Below are 18,031 nucleotides of genomic sequence, written 5' to 3' on the forward strand. Positions count from 1 at the left end.
GTGCGATCGGCCACACTCACTCCGTTCCCAGGTGAGACGTGTCTCTCCCCGGAAAGCGGCAACGATCCACTCCACCGGCTTCGTTAGTGTGGTTGGTCAGCCGTCGCCCCCTGTTGGAGGTTCCCACCGTGTCCCTGTCCGTCCTCTTGGCCGTAGCCCCGTCACCCGAGCCGGGCGGCTCGCTGGACGAAGCCGCCAAGCAGGCCGGCAACGCCGCGGGCTGGGTCGAGGAGAACTGGTCCACCTGGCTGAACACCGGTCTGCGCATTCTGCTCATCGCGGCGATCGCGATCGTGCTGCGCTACGTGATCCGCCGGGCCCTGACCAACCTGATCGAGCGGATGAACCGCAGCGCCCAGGCGGTGGAGGGCACCGCGCTGGGCGGCCTGCTGGTCAACGCGGAGCGCCGCCGTCAGCGCTCGGAGGCCATCGGCTCCGTCCTGCGCTCGGTGACCTCGTTCCTGATCCTGGGCACGGCCGCCCTGATGATCCTGGGCGCGTTCCAGATCAATCTGGCGCCCCTGCTGGCCTCGGCGGGTGTCGCCGGAGTGGCGCTGGGCTTCGGCGCGCGCAACCTCGTCACCGACTTCCTGTCCGGGGTGTTCATGATCCTGGAGGACCAGTACGGCGTCGGCGACACGGTCGACGCGGGCGTCGCCTCCGGCGAGGTCATCGAGGTGGGCCTGCGGGTCACCAAGCTGCGCGGCGACAACGGTGAGATCTGGTACGTCCGCAACGGCGAGGTGAAGCGGATAGGCAACCTCAGCCAGGGCTGGTCCACCGCCGGGGTCGATGTGACGGTGCGCCCCACGGAGAATCTGGACCGGGTCCGCAAGGCGATCACCGCCGCCGCGGAGACCATGGCCAAGGAGGACCCGTGGGCGGAGCGGCTGTGGGGCCCGGTGGAGGTCCTCGGCCTGGACGCCGTGCTGCTGGACTCCATGACGGTCCGGGTCACCGCGAAGACGATGCCGGGCAAGGCGCTGGGAGTGGAGCGGGAGCTGCGCTGGCGGATCAAGCAGGCGCTGGACGAGGCGGGCATCCGGATGGTCGGGACCATGCCGGTCCAGACGGACGGCGAGACGGTCCCGGACCCGACGGCCGGGATGGCCGCCCCGTCCGCGTACGCCTCGTCGACCTCGCCGCAGTCGATGGCCGCGACCCCGATAGCGCCACCGAGCATCACGAAGTAACACCCGCCCGTCAGCACGGTCCAGGGGCGCCCCGCGGCGGTTCGCGGGGCGCCCCCGGACCGTTCGGCGGGTGCGATCACGGTTCCAGGTAACGCTTTGGTTGCCACAGGGGTGTGAACCATTGACGGTCCGGTGACCAGCGCCATACCGTCCTCTCACCGAATAGGAAAGTTTCCTAACAGAGGGCGGTGCATCGATCATGGCGGGAACCACACCGGGTACCCCGGGTACGCCACGCGTCCTGCGCGCCATGAACGACCGGGCCGCCCTCGACCTGCTCCTGGAACACGGCCCGCTCTCCCGGACGAAGATCGGGAAGCTGACCGGGCTGTCCAAGCCCACCGCGTCCCAGCTGCTGGCCCGGCTGGAGGCGGCCGGTCTGGTCGTGGCCACCGGGACCAGCGAGGGGCGCCCCGGGCCCAACGCGCAGCTGTACACCGTGAACGCGCGGGCCGCCCATGTCGCCGGGCTCGATGTGAACGCCCAGCGGATCGTCGCCGCGGTCGCCGATGTGACCGGTGAGACCGTCGGCGAGTTCGAGCTGCGCACCCCCGGCCGGCGCGCCGACAGCGTGGTGCGCCAGGTGACCGAAGCGCTGGACGGCGCGGTCAAGGACGCCGGGCTCACCCGCTCCGACGTGCACCGCGTGGTCATCGGCACGCCGGGCGCCTTCGATCCCGGCACCGGCCGCCTGCGGTACGCCTCGCACCTGCCCGGCTGGCACTCCGGCACGCTGCTGGACGAGCTGGCCGCGTTCCTGCCGATGCCGGTGGAGTACGAGAACGACGTGAACCTGGTCGCCGTGGCCGAACAGCGGCTCGGCGCGGCCCGCGGCAACGAGGACTTCGTCCTGCTGTGGAACGAGGAGGGCCTCGGCGCCGCCCTCGTCATCAACGGACGGCTGCACCGCGGCTTCACCGGCGGCGCGGGCGAGGTCGGCTTCCTGCCGGTGCCGGGCACTCCGCTCGTACGCCAGGTGGTGAAGGCCAACAGCGGCGGCTTCCAGGAACTGGCGGGCGCCCAGGCGCTGCCGCGGCTGGCGCGGACACTCGGCATCGACACCCCTCAGACGCCCTACCCCGAGGTCGCCGCCGCCCTGCTGGTACGGGCCACCGCCGCGTACGAGCAGGACGAGCCGCTGACCGAGCTGCTGCGCCAGTACGCCCAGCGGCTCGCCACCGGTCTCGCCTCCGTCACCGCCGTACTCGACCCCGGGCTGATCGTGCTCTCCGGTGAGCTGGTCTCCGCGGGCGGCGAGCTCCTGCGGTCCCTGATCCAGTCCGAGCTCGCCGAACTCGCCGCCTCCCGGCCCCGTCTCGTCCTGGGCGAGATCGACCGGCATCCGGTCCTGCGGGGTGCCCTGGAAAGGGCCCTCTCCGATACCCGCGACGAAGTGTTCGACACCTCGCGCTGATCCGCCGCACCGCCCTCCCCTCTTCTTTCCTCTCCTCATTTCCCCGCTCGTCCCCTGCTTCCATCCCCTGTCCCTGTCCCTGGGAGTCCCGTCATGCGCAAAAGCCGTCTGACCACCACCGCCGCTGTCGCCGTCGCCGCGATCTCGGTTCTTGCCACCGCGTGTACCGGCCAGTCCGAGTCCGCCGCGACCGACGATCCGAACGCGAAGACCACGATCAACTTCTGGCACGGCTGGAGCGCGCCCGCCGAGGTCAAGGCGGTCCAGGACAACGTCGACCGGTTCGAGAAGGCCCACCCGAACATCGAGGTCAACGTCGTCGGGAACATCAACGACGACAAGCTGAACCAGTCGCTGCGCGCGGGCGGTTCGAAGGGCCCCGACGTGGTGTCCTCCTTCACCACGTCCAATGTCGGCAAGTTCTGCTCGTCCGGCGCGTTCGCCGATCTGAAGCCCTTCATCGAGAAGTCGAAGCTCGACCTGGAGAAGACCTTCCCGAAGGTCCTGCTGGACTACACCCAGTTCGAGGGCAAGCGCTGCGCCCTGCCGCTGCTCGCCGACGCGTACGGGCTGTACTACAACAAGGACGCCTTCGAGAAGGCCGGGATCGCCGCGCCGCCGAAGACGATGTCCGAGCTGGCGAGCATCGCGAAGAAGCTGACCGTCGAGAAGGGCGACAGCTACCAGCAGCTCGGCTTCATGCCGACCTTCCACGGCTACGAGACGGTCGCCGACCACTACATGTCCTCGTGGGACCACAAGTACTTCGACGAGAGCGGCAAGTCCAACATCGCCAAGGACCCGTCCTTCGCGAAGATGTTCACGTACCAGAAGAAGCTGGTCGCCGACCTCGGCGGCTACGACAAGCTGGAGAAGTACCGCGGCACCTTCGGTGACGAGTGGGGCTCCAAGCACCCCTTCCAGACCGGTCAGGTCACCATGCAGCTGGACGGCGAGTGGCGGCTGGGCATGGCCGAGGACGCCAAGGTGCCGTTCGAGATCGGTGTCGCGCCGATGCCCGTCGCCGACGACGAGGCCGACAGCTACGGCAAGGGCTTCCTGTCCGGCACGATCATGGGCATCGCCCCGGCCAGCAAGAAGCAGAACGCCGCCTGGGAGCTGGTCAAGTTCATGACCAGCGACACCAAGGCCGTCGTCGACTTCGCCAACGGCATCCGCAACGTGCCCTCCACCTTCGAGGCGCTGAAGTCGCCCGACCTGGAGTTCGACCCGCGCTTCAAGACCTTCCTGGACATCGCCCAGCACCCCAAGTCCAACACCCCGGACGGGGCCATCAACGGCGCGACGTACCAGCAGACCATCCAGGACTTCGGCTACCAGTACGAGAAGGGCGCGGTGAAGGACCTCCAGGCCGGCCTGGAGAAGACCGCGAAGCAGATCGACACCGACATCGCCAAGGCTAAGTAGCAGCACGATGACAACGCACACGCTCCGCTCCAAGCGCCGCAGGTCGGCCCTTCGGACAGCGGCCTTCATGTCGCCGTGGCTGATCGGGTTCACCGTCTTCTTCGCGTACCCGATGATCTCGACCGTCTACTTCTCCTTCATGGACTACGACGGTTTCGGTGCGCCGGTCTTCAACGGCCTCACGAACTGGAGGTACGTCTTCGAGGACTACCCCATGTTCTGGCCGTCGCTGCGCAACACGCTCTGGCTGGTCCTCGTCATGGTCACCTGCCGGGTCGTCTTCGGCCTCGGCATCGGCATGCTGATCACCAAGATCAAGTCGGGTACGGGCGTCTTCCGTACCCTGTTCTACCTGCCGTACCTGGCGCCGCCGGTCGCCGCGACGCTGGCCTTCGTCTTCCTGCTCAACCCCGGGACGGGGCCGGTCAACTCGATCCTCGGCGACCTGGGGCTGCCGACGCCCGGCTGGTTCAACGACGACTCCTGGTCCAAGCCGGCGCTCACCATGCTCGCGGTGTGGGGCATCGGCGACCTGATGGTCATCTTCATGGCCGCGCTGCTGGACGTGCCGACGGAGCAGTACGAGGCCGCCGAGCTGGACGGCGCCTCGCCCTGGCAGAAGTTCCGCTTCGTCACGCTGCCGAACATCTCGCCGATCGTGCTGTTCGCCGTGGTCACCGGAGTGATCCAGGCGATGCAGTACTACACACAGCCGCTGGTCGCGGGGAAGGTCGCCTCCGGCATCATCGGCGGCTCCGGCCAGGCCTTCGAGCCGGGCTATCCCGACAAGTCGACACTGACGCTTCCGCAGCTCGTCTACAACCTCGGCTTCCAGCGCTTCGACTACGGCTCCGCCTGTGTCGTCGCCCTCGTCCTGTTCGCCCTGGCCATGACCTTCACCGCGCTGCTGATGCGCGGCCGCAACAACCTTCTCCAGGCCGGTGACTGAGTCATGACCCAACTCCTCGACAAGCCCGCCGTCCAGGTGACCGACGGTCCCACGCCCGCCGCGCGCACCGCCCGCCGCAAGGCACTGCTGCACTGGATCGCCGTGCACTCGCTCGGGGTCGCGGCCGCGCTCTTCTTCGTGCTGCCGTTCGTCTTCGTGGTGCTGACCTCGTTGATGACCGACCAGCAGGCGCTGACCCGCGACCTCACCCCGAACACCTGGGAGTGGGGCAACTACAAGCAGGTCTTCGACACTCCGGGCTTCCTGACCTGGTGGCGCAACACCCTGCTGTACGCGGGGGTCGGCACCGTGCTGACGGTGGTGTCGTCCGTGCCCGTGGCGTACGCGCTCGCCAAGTTCCGCTTCCGCGGCCGCAAGCTGTCGCTGATGCTGGTCATCTCGATGATGATGCTGCCGCCGCAGGTCGTCATCATCCCGATGTACCTGTTCTGGGCCAAGCAGCTGGACCTGTCCGGCACCCTCTGGCCGCTGATCATCCCGATGGCCTTCGGTGACGCGTTCTCCATCTTCCTGCTGCGGCAGTTCCTCCTGACCATCCCCAACGAGTACCTCGACGCGGCCAAGGTCGACGGCTGCGGCGAATTCCGCACGCTGATCAGAGTCGTTCTGCCGATGGCCAAGCCCGGCATCGCGGCGATCGCGCTGTTCCAGTTCTTCGCCGCCTGGAACGACTACTTCGGCCCACAGATCTACGCCTCCGAGAACCCGGCCGCCTGGACGCTCAGTTACGGCCTCGAATCCTTCAAGGGCGCGCACCACACGAACTGGAATCTGACCATGGCCGCGACCGTACTGGTCATGGCCCCCGTGATCGCCGTCTTCTTCTTTGCCCAGAAGGCATTCGTCGAGGGCGTCACACTGACCGGAGTAAAGGGCTGACCATGAAGCTCGCAGTAGTTGGTGGCGGGTCCACCTACACACCTGAACTGATCGACGGCTTCGCGCGGCTGCGCGACACCCTGCCGGTCGAGGAGCTCGTGCTCGTCGACCCGGCGGCCGACCGGCTGGAGCTGGTCGGCGGCCTGGCCCGGCGGATCTTCGCCAAGCAGGGCCACCCGGGGCGGATCACCACCACCTCCGACCTGGACGCGGGCGTCGCCGACGCCGACGCGGTCCTGCTCCAGCTGCGCGTCGGCGGACAGGCCGCCCGCAACAAGGACGAGACATGGCCGCTGGAGTGCGGCTGCGTCGGCCAGGAGACCACCGGTGCCGGTGGCCTCGCCAAGGCGATGCGCACGGTGCCCGTCGTCCTCGACATCGCCGAGCGGGTCCGCCGCTCGAACCCGAACGCCTGGATCATCGACTTCACCAACCCGGTCGGCATCGTCACCCGGGCGCTCCTCCAGGCCGGGCACAAGGCCGTCGGCCTGTGCAACGTGGCGATCGGCTTCCAGCGGAAGTTCGCCGCGCTGCTCGACGTCACCCCCGGCGAGGTCCACCTGGACCACGTCGGACTGAACCACCTGACCTGGGAGCTCGGGGTGCGCCTGGGCGGCCCCGACGGCGAGAACGTCCTGCCGAAGCTGCTCGCCGAGCACGGCGACGCCATCGCGGACGACCTGCGCATGCCGCGCGCCATCGTGGACCGGCTGGGCGTCGTCCCCTCGTACTACCTGCGGTACTTCTACGCGCACGACGAGGTCGTCCGGGAGCTCGGCACCAAGCCGTCCCGGGCCGCCGAGGTCGCGGCGATGGAGAAGGAACTCCTGGAGATGTACGGCGACCCGGCCCTGGACGAGAAGCCGGCCCTGCTCGGCAAGCGCGGCGGCGCCTTCTACTCGGAGGCGGCCGTGGACCTGGCGGCCTCGCTGCTCGGCGGCGGCGGTTCCGCGGTGCAGGTGGTCAACACGTACAACAACGGGACGCTGCCGTTCCTGGCGGACGACGCGGTGATCGAGGTGCAGGCCCGGATCGACGGCACGGGCGCGACCCCGCTCGCCGTCCCGGCGCTGGACCCGCTGTACGCCGGTCTGATCGGTCATGTCACGGCGTACGAGGACCTCGCCCTGGAAGCCGCGCTGCGCGGCGGCCGGGACCGGGTCTTCAAGGCGCTGCTCGCCCATCCGCTGGTCGGCCAGTACGAGTACGCCGAGGGCCTCACCGACCGGCTGATCGCGCACAACCGGGAGCACCTCGCGTGGGCGTGAACGTCTCGGTCGTCGCCATCGACGCGGGGAACAGCAAGACCGATGTGGCTCTGATCGGCGAGGACGGAAGCGTGCTGTCCACGGCCCGGGGCGGCGGCTTCCAGCCGCCCGCCGTCGGGGTGACGGCGGCCGTGGACGTCCTGTCCTCGATCCTGGACCGTGCGGTCGCCGCCGCCGGCGGGCCCATCGGGAACATCGGGCATGTGTCCGCGTGTCTGGCCAACGCCGATCTCCCGGTCGAGGAGGCGGAGCTGACCGAGGCTCTGCTCGCCCGCGGCTGGGCCGGCACGGTGGAGGTGCGCAACGACACCTTCGCGATACTGCGGGCCGGGGTGGACGAGCCGCGGGGCGTCGCCGTGGTCTGCGGCGCCGGGATCAACTGTGTCGGCATGGTGCCGGACGGGCGCACCGCCCGCTTCCCCGCGATCGGCCGCATATCCGGTGACTGGGGCGGCGGTTCGGGGCTGGCCGAGGAGGCCCTGTGGCTGGCCGCGCGGGCCGAGGACGGCCGCGGTGAGCCGACGGAACTGGTCCGTACGCTGCCCGGCCACTTCGGGCTCGACTCGATGTACGCGCTGATCGAGGCGCTGCACCGGGGGCGGATTCCCTACGAGCGGCGCCATGAGCTGACCCCGGTGCTGTTCGCCACGAGTGCGGCCGGTGACCCGCTGGCGGGCTCCGTGGTGGACCGGCTGGCCGAGGAGGTCGTCGCGATGGCCTCGGTGGCGCTGACCCGGCTCGGTCTGCTGGACGAGGAGGCGCCGGTGCTCCTGGGCGGCAGTGTGCTGGCCGCACGCCACCCGCAGCTGGACGCCAGGATCGCCGAACTCCTCGCGGTCCGGGCCCCGAAGGCGGTGGTCCGGGTGGTGTCGCAGCCGCCGGTCCTGGGGGCCGCGCTGCTCGGCCTGGACCACGTGGGTGCGGCGCCCGAGGTGCACCGGAGGCTGCGCGCCCAGTACACCTGACACACTGGACACTCCCGTGGGGCGTCTCACCGCGTTCGCGCCGTGAGGCGCCCCCGGGCGTGAGGGAACCGATCAGTGGTCCCGAACGTGTTCCTGGTGGGGATCCGGTCCGCTTCGGGGATGCTTCGGCAGCGCTGACGGGGATGTTTCGGGGCTTGTTACGGCGATCGTCTTGATCGCCCGCGCTCGCCCTGATCGAATGCGTGGACCGATGCACGATCCAGGCGTTCTCCGTATGGACTCCGTTCCCTGCGGCCATACTTCTGGCCGGGCACCAGTCCTCCGATCGGCCGGGGGGCCGGGCCGTCGTCAGTGACCGAGGGGGAGGCCGAGTGACATACCCGCCGATCGGGGGCTCGCAGGCGGAGCGCGCACCGGCTCAGCCGTCCGCGCCCGGCGAACTGTCCGCGCCCGTACCCGCGCAGCGCCGCGGTGCCTGGACCGGGCGGACGGAGCGGCTGCGGGCCGCGGCGACGACCGAGCCCGGCCGGCTCCAGATCATCGGAGCCGTACTGGCGCTGCTGGTCGTGGCGTTCGGGGCGGTGACCGCCCTGGAGATCTCGGACCGTGCCGCCGCGGCCGATGACGTCGTCAGCCGCAGTCAGCCGCTGAGCGCGGACGCGGCGGCCGTCTACCGCTCGCTCGCCGACGCGGACACGATGGCGGCGAGCGGCTTCCTGGCGGGTGCCCAGGAGCCCAGGGATGTGCACGAGCAGTACGAGAAGGACATCAAGGACGCCTCGCGGCTGCTGGTGAGCGCCGCGGCGAACACGGACTCCACCACCACGTCCGGGCACGAGATCACCACACTGAACGAACTGCTCCCGGTCTACACCGGACTGATCGAGCGGGCCCGCGCCAACAACCGGCAGGGTCTGCCGCTGGGCGGGGCCTACCTCCGGTACGCGAACCAGAAGATGACCGACGAGATGCTGCCCGCCGCCGAGCGGCTGTACGTCGCGGAGACCGGGCGGCTCGGCCGCGACTCCGCCGACGCCCGGCGGTCTCCGTACCTCTCGCTGCTGACCGGGATCGTGGCGCTGGGCGCGCTGGTGTGGATGCAGCGGCGCAACTACCGTCGCACGAACAGGGTCTTCAACCACGGCCTGCTGGCGGCGACGGCCGCGACGACCGTGCTGCTGCTGTGGCTGGCGGTGGGGCATACGGTGGCGCGTACCGAAGTGCGTGCCGCGATGGCCCACGGGCAGGAGTCACTCGATGTCCTCAACAACGCGCGGATCAACTCGCTGAAGGCGCGCGCCAATGAGAACCTCACCCTGGTCGCCCGCGGTGCCGTACTGACCGCGGACGGCACCGGCGACAAGTACGAGACCGACTACACCTCGGGCATGAAGGCCCTCGACGCGCAGTTGAAGAGGGCCGAGAAGCTCGCCGACGACTTCCGGGGGAGCGAGCCGGTGGCGAAGGCCATCACCAGTGTGTCCGAGTGGCAGGACCGCCACCGCAAGGCCCGTGCGACCGACGACCAGGGCGACTACGAGGGTGCCCTGGTGCAGATCATCGGCACGCGGGACTCCACGGGCCAGTCGTTCCAGCGCGTGGACTCGGCGCTCGAAAAGGCGCTCGCCGTCGAGCAGGACGAGTTCACCAGGTCGGCGGCCGACGGACGCGGGGCGCTGGGCGGGCTGCCGGTCGGGGCCGGCGCCCTGGCCGTGCTCGGCGCGGCCGCCGCCGTCCTCGGGGTCAACCGCAGGCTCTCGGAGTACCGGTGAGAGGGGCAGCGATGACCGGGGTGAAGGACTGGGCGGCGCGCGGCGGGCTGCGTGGCTGGGGCGGGGTGACGGGCATGGCCGTGGCCTGTGCCCTCACGGCCTCGCTCACCCTGCTGCCCCTCTCCCACGGCGGCGCCGATCCCTTCGGCGTGAACACCGCGGGCCCGGGGGCGGCCTCGGCGCTGCCCGCACGGGCCGACGCCTGCACCGACCCGGAGGCGAGTCTGCCGCCGTCGAGCGCGGGCGGGCCGAGCATCGAGAAGATCCGCAAGCGCGGCAAGCTGATCGCCGGCGTGGACCAGAACAGCTTCCGGTGGGGCTATCGCAACCCGGACACCGGCACGCTCGAAGGCTTCGACATCGACCTGGTGCGGGCCATCGCGGGCAACATCCTGGGCGACCCCGACGCGGTGATCTTCCGGGCCATTCCCACCAACCAGCGCATAGCGGCCCTGGAGCACGACCGGGTCGACGTCGTCGTACGGACGATGACGATCAACTGCAAGCGGCTGGACCAGGTCTCCTTCTCCACGGCCTACTTCCAGGCCGGGCAGCAGGTGCTGGCCCCGAAGGAATCGGCGATCACGGGGTACGACTCCTCGCTGAAGGGGAAGCGGGTCTGCACCGCCGAGGGCTCCACCGCGTACGAGGCGCTGGAGAAGCAGTCCTACGGCGCGGTCTTCAAGGACGAGTCCGACGGCACCGAGCGGGACAAGGACCAGCTGACCGTGCCCAATCAGCTGGACTGCCTGGTCCGTCTCCAGCTCGGTGAGGTCGACGCCGTCGTCACGGACAACGCCCTGGCGGCCGGCCAGGCCGCGCAGGACCCGGCGGTGGTCCTCAAGGGCGCCCCGTTCACCACCGAGTACTACGGCGTGGCGACGAAGAAGGGCGCGAACGACCTGGTGGCCCGCGTCAACGCCGTGCTGGACGACTATCGCCGGGGCGGGAAGGACAGCGACTGGATGGTGTCGTACCGCGCGTGGCTGGCGACCGGACTGCCCGGCATCGAGGCACCGCCCGCGCCCAAGTACCGGAGCAACTGATCCCGTCCGGGCCCACCGGCCCGGCGGGGAGAGCGGAGAGGTGATCGATGGGCGTGGCGGGATCCTTCCCCGGCTTCGCGGGGAAGCCCCCCGGCCCGGTCATGGACCGGGACGAGGCGGACCGTGCGCTGGCCCGGCTCGGCGCGGAGCACGAGGCGATCGAGACCTCGCTCCTCGCCCTGCAGGACCATGCCGGCCGCCGGCTCCTGGAGGGCGCCGAGCTGACCGGGGTGACCCGGGACCGCTGGGCCACGACCGACCGGGCGATCACGCTGCTGTGGGGGTACTTCGACGCCTACGCGGGGGCGCTCGCCCTGGCCCGCGAGGTGCGGGCCCGCAGGCGCTACCCGAACCGGGACGACCTGGTGGCCCTGACCGGGCTGCTGCGCGGCGACGACATCACCGTGGCGAACACCGCGGCGGTGCCCGATGCCTCGATCACCGGCCCGGCCCGGCTCTCCGAGCGGTTCACGCTGGAGGAGCTGGTGAGCCGGATGAACGAGCTGTACGCGCGTTCGCTGGACATGGTCGTCGCCTCGGACTCCGTCTGGTCCGCGCTGCCCGCCCGGATAGATCTGCTCGCCGCCGAACTGCACCGGACGCGCTCGCTGGCGCACTCGGTGGGGGTGCGCCCCGGTGAGCATCCGGCGGGCGACGACCTGGCGGAGATCACCCAGGAGCTGACCACGCTGCGGACGCAGGTGATCTCCGACCCGCTGGCGTTCTGGCTGCCGGGCCCCGGCAGCGCGGCGCCCGGCGGCGGCCGTCCGGACACCACCCGCTACGACCGGGCGGCCAGGGCGCTGGAGGATGTGCGCCGGGAGATCGAGGCGGTGCTCGCGGTCCGGCAGGACGCCGAACAGCGCCTGGTCCAGCTGCGGGACGTGCTCTCGCGGGCGGACCGCACCCTGGCCGAGGCGCGCTCGGCGCGCGGTGAGGTGCTGGCGAAGATCGCCGCGTCCGAGGTGCCCGCGGTCAGCGGCCCGCCGACGGCGTTGCAGGAGCGGCTCGCGGCCGCGTCCGACTACCGCAGGTACGCGCAGTGGCACCGGCTCTCACCGCTCCTGGAGTCACTGGAGCGGGAGGCCGAGGACGAGTTGATGCGGGCCCGTGCATCACTGACGTCCGTCACGGCGCCGCTCGCGGTCCGTGCGGAGCTGCGCGGCCGGCTCGACGCGTACAAGGCGAAGGTGGCCCGGCACGGTCTGGCGGAGGACCCGGTGCTGATCGAGCGGTACGACGCCGCGCGCCGGATGCTGTGGAGCGCCCCGTGCGATCTGCGGGTCGCCGGGCAGGCGGTGCTGCGTTATCAGCAGGCGGCCGCGGAACTGCTGACACCGCAGCGGCCGTCCTCACCCGAGGACCGGCGGGGCGAACAGGGGGAGACACGATGAGTACGCAGTGCCAGCGCCCCGCGTGCGAGGGCGCCTACGAGGACATGGGCGGCGGTGAGCTGTACTGCGACACCTGCGGTCTGGCACCGGTGGTCCCGTCGACGGGGTCTCCCCTGTCCGGGCAGCACCGGGAAGCCGGCGACGGGACGGTCGCCTCGCCGCCCACGGGCATCGCGGGCGGCGGCCGGGCCGGCAGCCGCAGCACGTCACAGCGGTCGAGTTCGCGTGCCTCCTCCCGTGCCTCGTCCCGCTCGTCGACCTCACGGCGTTCCGTCTCCGGGCGGCTGTCGCGCTCGCTGTCCGGTGCCTCGACGTCCCGTTCGGTGTCGGTGCGCTCCTCGGGGACCGCGTCCGGCTCCTCCGGCCGGGGCAGGCTGGGCGTGGGCCTGGTGCAGGTCCCGGACGTGCCGCGTCCCGATCCGCGTACCGCCGTGATGGAGAATCCCGAGGTCCCCGAGCGCAAGCGGTTCTGTTCGCGCTCCGACTGCGGGGCCCCGGTGGGCCGCGCACGCGGCGAACGGGCGGGCCGCACCGAGGGGTTCTGCACCAAGTGCGGCCACCCCTACTCCTTCGTGCCGAAGCTGCGCGGCGGTGACATCGTGCACGGGCAGTACGAGGTCGCGGGCTGTCTGGCGCACGGCGGTCTCGGCTGGGTCTACCTCGCGGTGGACCGTGCCGTCTCCGACCGCTGGGTGGTCCTCAAGGGCCTGCTGGACACCGGGGACCAGGACGCGATGGCGGCGGCCATATCGGAGCGCCGCTTCCTCGCGGAGATCGAGCACTCCAACATCGTCCGCATCTACAACTTCGTCGAGCACCTGGACCAGCGGACCGGTTCGCTCGACGGCTACATCGTGATGGAGTACGTCGGCGGCAAGGCGCTCAAGGAGATCGCGAACGAGCGCCGCACCCCGGCCGGTAAGCGGGACCCGCTGCCGGTCGAGCAGGCGTGCGCGTACGGGATCGAGGCCCTGGAGGCGCTCGGTCATCTGCACAGCCGGAATCTGCTGTACTGCGACTTCAAGGTCGACAACGCGATCCAGACCGAGGGCCAGCTCAAGCTGATCGACATGGGCGCGGTGCGCCGGATGGACGACGAGGAGTCGGCCATCTACGGCACCGTGGGCTACCAGGCGCCCGAGGTCGCGGAGGTCGGCCCGTCGGTCGCCTCCGACCTGTACACGGTCGCGCGGACGCTCGCGGTGCTCACGTTCGACTTCCAGGGGTACACGAACGTCTTCGTGGACTCGCTGCCGGACCCGGACAACATCGAGGTGTTCCGGACGTACGAGTCGTTCTACCGGCTGCTGGTGCGGGCCACCGACCCGGATCCGGCGCGGCGGTTCGCCTCGGCGACGGAGATGGCCGAGCAGCTGACGGGAGTGCTGCGCGAGGTCGTGTCGCTCCAGACGGGGCGGCCGAGGCCGGCGCTGTCGACACTCTTCGGTACGGAACTGCGGGTGACGGACACGGAGCTGTTCTTCGAGCTGACGCAGGATGTGTCGCGCCTGGGTGTCCGGGCCGATCCGCCGGGCGGCGGGCGGCCGGGCCGGCGCAAGCGCCGTGCGGGCGCGGCGGCCGGTGCCGCGGTGCCGGTCCCCCCGGGGGCGGCCGCGACGGCGGTGGCGAGCGCGCTGCCGGTGGGCGCACAGCCCGCGGGCCCGCCCCCGCCGGGGTACCGCGCTCCGGGGGGCGCTCCGCTGTCGGCGCCGGTCACCCATGTACAGGGAGGCCGGGGCGGCGGTCCGGGGAGCGGCGCCGGAGCCGGTGCCGCTCTCGCGTACGCGCAGCCGCAGGCCGTGGTTCCGGCGCCCCGGACGGCGCCCGCCGGTCCGTCGGGGGCGTCCGCCCGGCGCGGTCTCCGGCTCCCCGGGCTCGACGCGCGGGGCACCTCGCTCGCGCTGCCGGTGCCCCGGGTCGACGCCGACGACCCCAACGCCGGCTTCCTCGCCGGGGTGATGGCGTCCGCGCCCGCCGAGCTGATCGCCGCGCTGCACGCCGTGCCCGCCGCCTCGCTGGAGACGCGGCTGCGGGAGCTGCGGGCCCGGCTGGAGATGAGCGAACCGGACGCCGCCGCACGGGCCCTGAGCACGCTGGAGGGGCAGCACCCGGACGACTGGCGGGTCGTCTGGTACCGGGGCATCACCTCGCTGGTGACCGGGGACAACGAGGTCGCCGCGCTGTCCTTCGACGCGGTCTACGACGCCTTTCCCGGGGAGCCCGCGCCCAAGCTGGCGCTGGGCATCTGCGCCGAGGTGCTGGGTCAGCTGGACAACGCCGCCGAGTACTACCGTCTGGTGTGGACGACCGATCCGAGCTTCGTGAGCGCCGCGTTCGGACTGGCCCGGGTGCAGATCGCCGCCGGGGACCGGTCCGGGGCGGTCCGCACCCTGGAGTCGGTGCCGGAGGCGTCGATCCACTACACGGCGGCACGGGTCGCCGCCGTGCGGGCGCGGCTGCGTGAACGGGACCCCGGCGAGCCCCTGCTGACGGATCTGACGGCCGCCGCGGTCCAGGTGGCGGCGCTGGCCGGGTTCGGCCTGGACGCGGTGCGCCGCGAGCGGTTGTCGACCGAGGTACTGGGCAAGGCGCTGGACTGGGTACTCTCCGGTAGTCCCGGTGCGCCCTTGCCGGGCGGGTCGTCCGCCGGTGCTCCGGGTACGCGGAAACTGCTCGGCACCGAACTGGACGAGCGGGGACTGCGGTTCGGGCTGGAACGCTCGTACCGGATGCTCGCCCGGCTGGCGCAGCGTGGCGACGAGCGGATCGAACTGGTGGAGCGGGCCAACCGTTTCCGCCCCCGGACGTGGGTGTGAAGATGTCACAGATCCACCAGCAGACCTCCTTGTCGAGGTGCCCCGGCTGCGAGGAGCCGCTGGAGTCGGGCGACCTGTTCTGCGGTGCGTGCGGGTACGACCTGTCGGCCGTGCCCGCGCCGCCGGAAGACCGGCCGACGATGCCCATCGCCGTGCCCGTCGCCGGCGCGCACGCTCCTGCGGCCCCTGCGGCCCCTCCGGCCCCTCCCGCCGGTCCCGTTCCGGGTGCGGGGGCGGTGGACTGGCCGCCCGCGTCCGAGGTCGACAGCTCCGATCTGCCCGCGCCGACGCACCGTCCGGCCGACCTGCCCGGCACGGACTCGGGCGGCAAGCCGCTGCCCACCACGGCCGCGGACCCGGTCCGGTACGACGACCGGGCCGCCCCGGACGGGCCGGCGGGAACGGACTCCTCGGGCGACTTCGCGCTCGCGGCGCCGGACCCCCGTACGGCGGAGCACACCTCCACCCCGGCGGCGGGCACCAAGCTCTGTGTGGCCTGCCGTTCGGGCCGGGTGGACCCCGACGGCTACTGCGAGAACTGCGGCCACGCCCAGCCCCGCGAGCGCGACCACATGGAGCAGGAACTGGGCTCGGTGGCCGCGGTCAGCGACCGGGGTCTGCGCCACCACCGCAACGAGGACTCCTTCGCGGTGTCCTCGACCGCCCTGCCGGACGGCTCACCGGCCGTCGTCGCGATCGTCTGCGACGGCGTCTCCTCCGCGAGCCGGCCCGACGAGGCGTCGGCGGCCGCCGCGAGCTGCGCCAACGAGACGCTGCTGGAGTCCCTGCCGCGCGGTACGCACCCGCAGCAGGCGATGCACGACGCGATCATCGCCGCCTCCGAGGCGGTCAACGCGCTGGCCCAGGAGCCGGGCCGGGCGATGGAGCACGATCCCCACCGCCATCAGAACGCCCCGGCCTGCACGCTGGTCGGCGCGATCATGGCGGGCGGCCTGCTGGTCATCGGCTGGGTCGGCGACAGCCGGGTCTACTGGGTGCCGGACGACCGCACCGTCCCGCCCGCCCGGCTCACCGAGGACGACTCCTGGGCCGCGCAGATGGTGGCGGCCGGCCTGATGAGCGAGGCCGAGGCGTACGCGGACGAGCGCGCCCATGCCATCACGGGGTGGCTCGGGGCCGACAGCTACGAACTGGAACCGCACACCGCCTCGTTCAAACCGGACCGGCCGGGTCTGGTGGTGGTCTGCACGGACGGGCTGTGGAACTACGCGGAGTCCGCCGTGGAGATGGCTGCGGCCGTGCCGCCGGACGCGTACGAACGACCGCTGCACGGCGCCCAGGTGCTGGTGGGTCACGCGCTCGACGGCGGAGGCCACGACAACATCACGGTGGCCCTGCTGCCGTTCGCCGTAACGCCTCACGAGGCGGGACCGGGCGTCGGCACCGCTTGACCCGGCGCGTCTCCCGGTCCCTGTCCGGTCCCTGTCTCCCCGTCCTCCGGCTGCGCCCCAGTCCTCCGGCTGTTTCCCGCTTCAAGGAGCCGATCAGATGGCCAACTTCTCCAAGTCGAATGTGCCGCAGTTCTCCGTCGAGGTGTATCAGAACGCCTATCTGCCCGACGGCGGACGCGAGGTCAACGCGATCGTCACCGTCACCTCGACCGGCGGCGGCACCACCGGTGGCATTCCGCTGACCGGTGCGTCCCTGTCGCCCTCGCACCTTCCGGGGCAGGCGCCGAACGCCGCCGTGGTGATCATGGTCGACTGTTCGGGGTCGATGGACTACCCGCCGACGAAGATGCGCAACGCCCGCGACGCGACGGCCGCGGCCATCGACACCCTGCGCGAGGGCACGCAGTTCGCGGTGGTCGCCGGTACGCACGTGGCCAAGGACGTCTATCCGGGCAACGGACGGCTCGCGACCGCAGACCCGCAGACCAAGGCCCAGGCGAAGGACGCCCTGCGGCGTCTGAGCGCGGGCGGCGGCACCGCGATCGGCACCTGGCTGCGGCTGGCCGACCGGCTGCTCGCCGCCGCCGACGTGGACATCCGGCACGGCATCGTGCTGACCGACGGCCGCAACGAGCACGAGGCCCCGGAGGATCTGCGGGCCGCGCTCGACTCCTGCGCGGGCCGCTTCACCTGTGACGCACGCGGTGTCGGCACCGACTGGGAGGTGAAGGAGGTCACCGCCATCGCCTCCGCGCTGCTCGGGACCGCCGACATCGTCGCCGATCCGGCGGGCCTGGCGGCGGACTTCACACAGATGATGGAGAACGCGATGGGCAAGGAGGTCGCGGACGTGGCGCTGCGGCTCTGGACGCCCGTCGGGGTCGAGATCAGATTTGTGAAGCAGGTGGCGCCCACGGTCGCCGACCTGACCGACCGGCGCACCGGGGCGGGACCGCGCGCCGGTGACTACCCCACGGGTTCCTGGGGCGACGAGTCCCGCGACTACCACGTGTGCGTCCAGGTCCCCACGGCCGGAATCGGCCAGGAGATGCTGGCGGCCCGGGTCTCGCTGATCCTTCCCGCCCCGTCCGGCGGTGGCACTCCGCAGACCCTGTCGCAGGGCCTCGTACGGGCGGTGTGGACGGACGACATGGCAGCGTCGACGTCGATCAATCCGCAGGTCGCGCACTACACAGGTCAGGCGGAACTGGCACAAGTCATCCAGCAGGGGCTCGACGCACGCAAGTCGGGCGACTTCGACGGCGCGACCGCGAAACTGGGCCGTGCGGTGCAGCTCGCGTCGGCCTCGGGGAACGAGGACACTGCGAAACTGCTTTCGAAGGTGGTCGACGTCGTAGACGCGGCGACGGGTACTGTGCGACTGAAGGCGAAGGTGGCGGAGGCGGACGAGATGACCCTCGAAACGCGCTCCACCAAGACCGTTCGCGTCAAGAAGTAGCGTCAAGACAGCACACCGCAACCGAACGAGCATGACGGCCCCCTGGGCCGGACG

Annotated in this window: 13 protein-coding genes; all 13 read left to right on the forward strand. The window is 71.3% G+C overall.

All coding sequences use genetic code 11. From position 1 onward, the window contains the following. The first annotated feature begins 128 nt into the window (after window positions 1–128). The 13 genes from OG251_RS12795 to OG251_RS12855 all read left to right on the forward strand — a co-directional run bounded on the left by OG251_RS12795 (window position 129) and on the right by OG251_RS12855 (window position 17,977). Window positions 129–1,193 (forward strand): mechanosensitive ion channel family protein, encoded by a 1,065-nt coding sequence (locus OG251_RS12795; protein WP_326677277.1) that lies wholly within the window; start codon window positions 129–131, stop codon window positions 1,191–1,193. A gap of 199 nt (window positions 1,194–1,392) precedes the next feature. Beyond that, window positions 1,393–2,607: an ROK family transcriptional regulator gene (locus OG251_RS12800; protein ID WP_326677278.1), complete on the forward strand. Its 1,215-nt coding sequence runs from the start codon at window positions 1,393–1,395 to the stop codon at window positions 2,605–2,607. Window positions 2,608–2,700: 93 nt separating this feature from the next. Beyond that, the gene (locus OG251_RS12805) at window positions 2,701–4,035 is read left to right on the forward strand and encodes an ABC transporter substrate-binding protein (RefSeq protein ID WP_326677279.1); all 1,335 of its coding nucleotides are present in this window, start codon (window positions 2,701–2,703) and stop codon (window positions 4,033–4,035) included. A 7-nt stretch (window positions 4,036–4,042) separates the two neighbouring features. Next, window positions 4,043–4,984 (forward strand): carbohydrate ABC transporter permease, encoded by a 942-nt coding sequence (locus OG251_RS12810; protein WP_326677280.1) that lies wholly within the window; start codon window positions 4,043–4,045, stop codon window positions 4,982–4,984. A 3-nt stretch (window positions 4,985–4,987) separates the two neighbouring features. Beyond that, window positions 4,988–5,884, forward strand: a complete 897-nt coding sequence (locus tag OG251_RS12815) for a carbohydrate ABC transporter permease (protein WP_326677281.1) — start codon at window positions 4,988–4,990, stop codon at window positions 5,882–5,884. Window positions 5,885–5,886: 2 nt separating this feature from the next. Then, a complete protein-coding gene (locus tag OG251_RS12820) occupies window positions 5,887–7,152 on the forward strand; it encodes a 6-phospho-beta-glucosidase (RefSeq protein WP_326677282.1) in 1,266 nt (421 codons plus the stop codon). Continuing rightward, window positions 7,143–8,117, forward strand: coding sequence for an N-acetylglucosamine kinase (locus OG251_RS12825; protein ID WP_326677283.1), 975 nt, complete (start codon window positions 7,143–7,145; stop codon window positions 8,115–8,117). The genes OG251_RS12820 and OG251_RS12825 overlap by 10 nt, the downstream gene beginning before the upstream one ends. 332 nt (window positions 8,118–8,449) lie before the next feature. After that, a complete protein-coding gene (locus OG251_RS12830) occupies window positions 8,450–9,850 on the forward strand; it encodes a hypothetical protein (RefSeq protein ID WP_326677284.1) in 1,401 nt (466 codons plus the stop codon). Window positions 9,851–9,861: 11 nt separating this feature from the next. Beyond that, window positions 9,862–10,896, forward strand: coding sequence for a glutamate ABC transporter substrate-binding protein (locus OG251_RS12835; RefSeq protein WP_326677285.1), 1,035 nt, complete (start codon window positions 9,862–9,864; stop codon window positions 10,894–10,896). 47 nt (window positions 10,897–10,943) lie between these two features. Continuing rightward, a complete protein-coding gene (locus tag OG251_RS12840) occupies window positions 10,944–12,290 on the forward strand; it encodes a hypothetical protein (protein WP_326677286.1) in 1,347 nt (448 codons plus the stop codon). Then, a complete protein-coding gene (locus OG251_RS12845) occupies window positions 12,287–15,106 on the forward strand; it encodes a serine/threonine-protein kinase (protein ID WP_326677287.1) in 2,820 nt (939 codons plus the stop codon). Before OG251_RS12840 ends, OG251_RS12845 begins: the two co-directional genes overlap by 4 nt. Before the next feature lie 2 nt (window positions 15,107–15,108). Continuing rightward, complete coding sequence (locus tag OG251_RS12850) at window positions 15,109–16,518, forward strand: PP2C family serine/threonine-protein phosphatase (RefSeq protein WP_326677288.1); 1,410 nt, start codon at window positions 15,109–15,111, stop codon at window positions 16,516–16,518. Window positions 16,519–16,615: 97 nt separating this feature from the next. Then, window positions 16,616–17,977, forward strand: a complete 1,362-nt coding sequence (locus OG251_RS12855) for a vWA domain-containing protein (RefSeq protein WP_326677289.1) — start codon at window positions 16,616–16,618, stop codon at window positions 17,975–17,977. The last annotated feature ends 54 nt before the right edge of the window (window positions 17,978–18,031 follow it).

Origin of the sequence: Streptomyces sp. NBC_01237 (assembly GCF_035917275.1) — a bacterium.
Lineage (GTDB): Bacteria > Actinomycetota > Actinomycetes > Streptomycetales > Streptomycetaceae > Streptomyces.

What these genes read in the sequence shown, in the direction of transcription:
- OG251_RS12805 (WP_326677279.1), top strand. Translation starts at nt 2,701, where the DNA reads ATGCGCAAAAGCCGTCTGACCACCACCGCCGCTGTCGCCGTCGCCGCG.
- OG251_RS12840 (WP_326677286.1), top strand. Translation starts at nt 10,944, where the DNA reads ATGGGCGTGGCGGGATCCTTCCCCGGCTTCGCGGGGAAGCCCCCCGGC.
- OG251_RS12820 (WP_326677282.1), top strand. Translation starts at nt 5,887, where the DNA reads ATGAAGCTCGCAGTAGTTGGTGGCGGGTCCACCTACACACCTGAACTG.
- OG251_RS12835 (WP_326677285.1), top strand. Translation starts at nt 9,862, where the DNA reads ATGACCGGGGTGAAGGACTGGGCGGCGCGCGGCGGGCTGCGTGGCTGG.
- OG251_RS12845 (WP_326677287.1), top strand. Translation starts at nt 12,287, where the DNA reads ATGAGTACGCAGTGCCAGCGCCCCGCGTGCGAGGGCGCCTACGAGGAC.
- OG251_RS12855 (WP_326677289.1), top strand. Translation starts at nt 16,616, where the DNA reads ATGGCCAACTTCTCCAAGTCGAATGTGCCGCAGTTCTCCGTCGAGGTG.
- OG251_RS12815 (WP_326677281.1), top strand. Translation starts at nt 4,988, where the DNA reads ATGACCCAACTCCTCGACAAGCCCGCCGTCCAGGTGACCGACGGTCCC.
- OG251_RS12810 (WP_326677280.1), top strand. Translation starts at nt 4,043, where the DNA reads ATGACAACGCACACGCTCCGCTCCAAGCGCCGCAGGTCGGCCCTTCGG.
- OG251_RS12800 (WP_326677278.1), top strand. Translation starts at nt 1,393, where the DNA reads ATGGCGGGAACCACACCGGGTACCCCGGGTACGCCACGCGTCCTGCGC.
- OG251_RS12850 (WP_326677288.1), top strand. Translation starts at nt 15,109, where the DNA reads ATGTCACAGATCCACCAGCAGACCTCCTTGTCGAGGTGCCCCGGCTGC.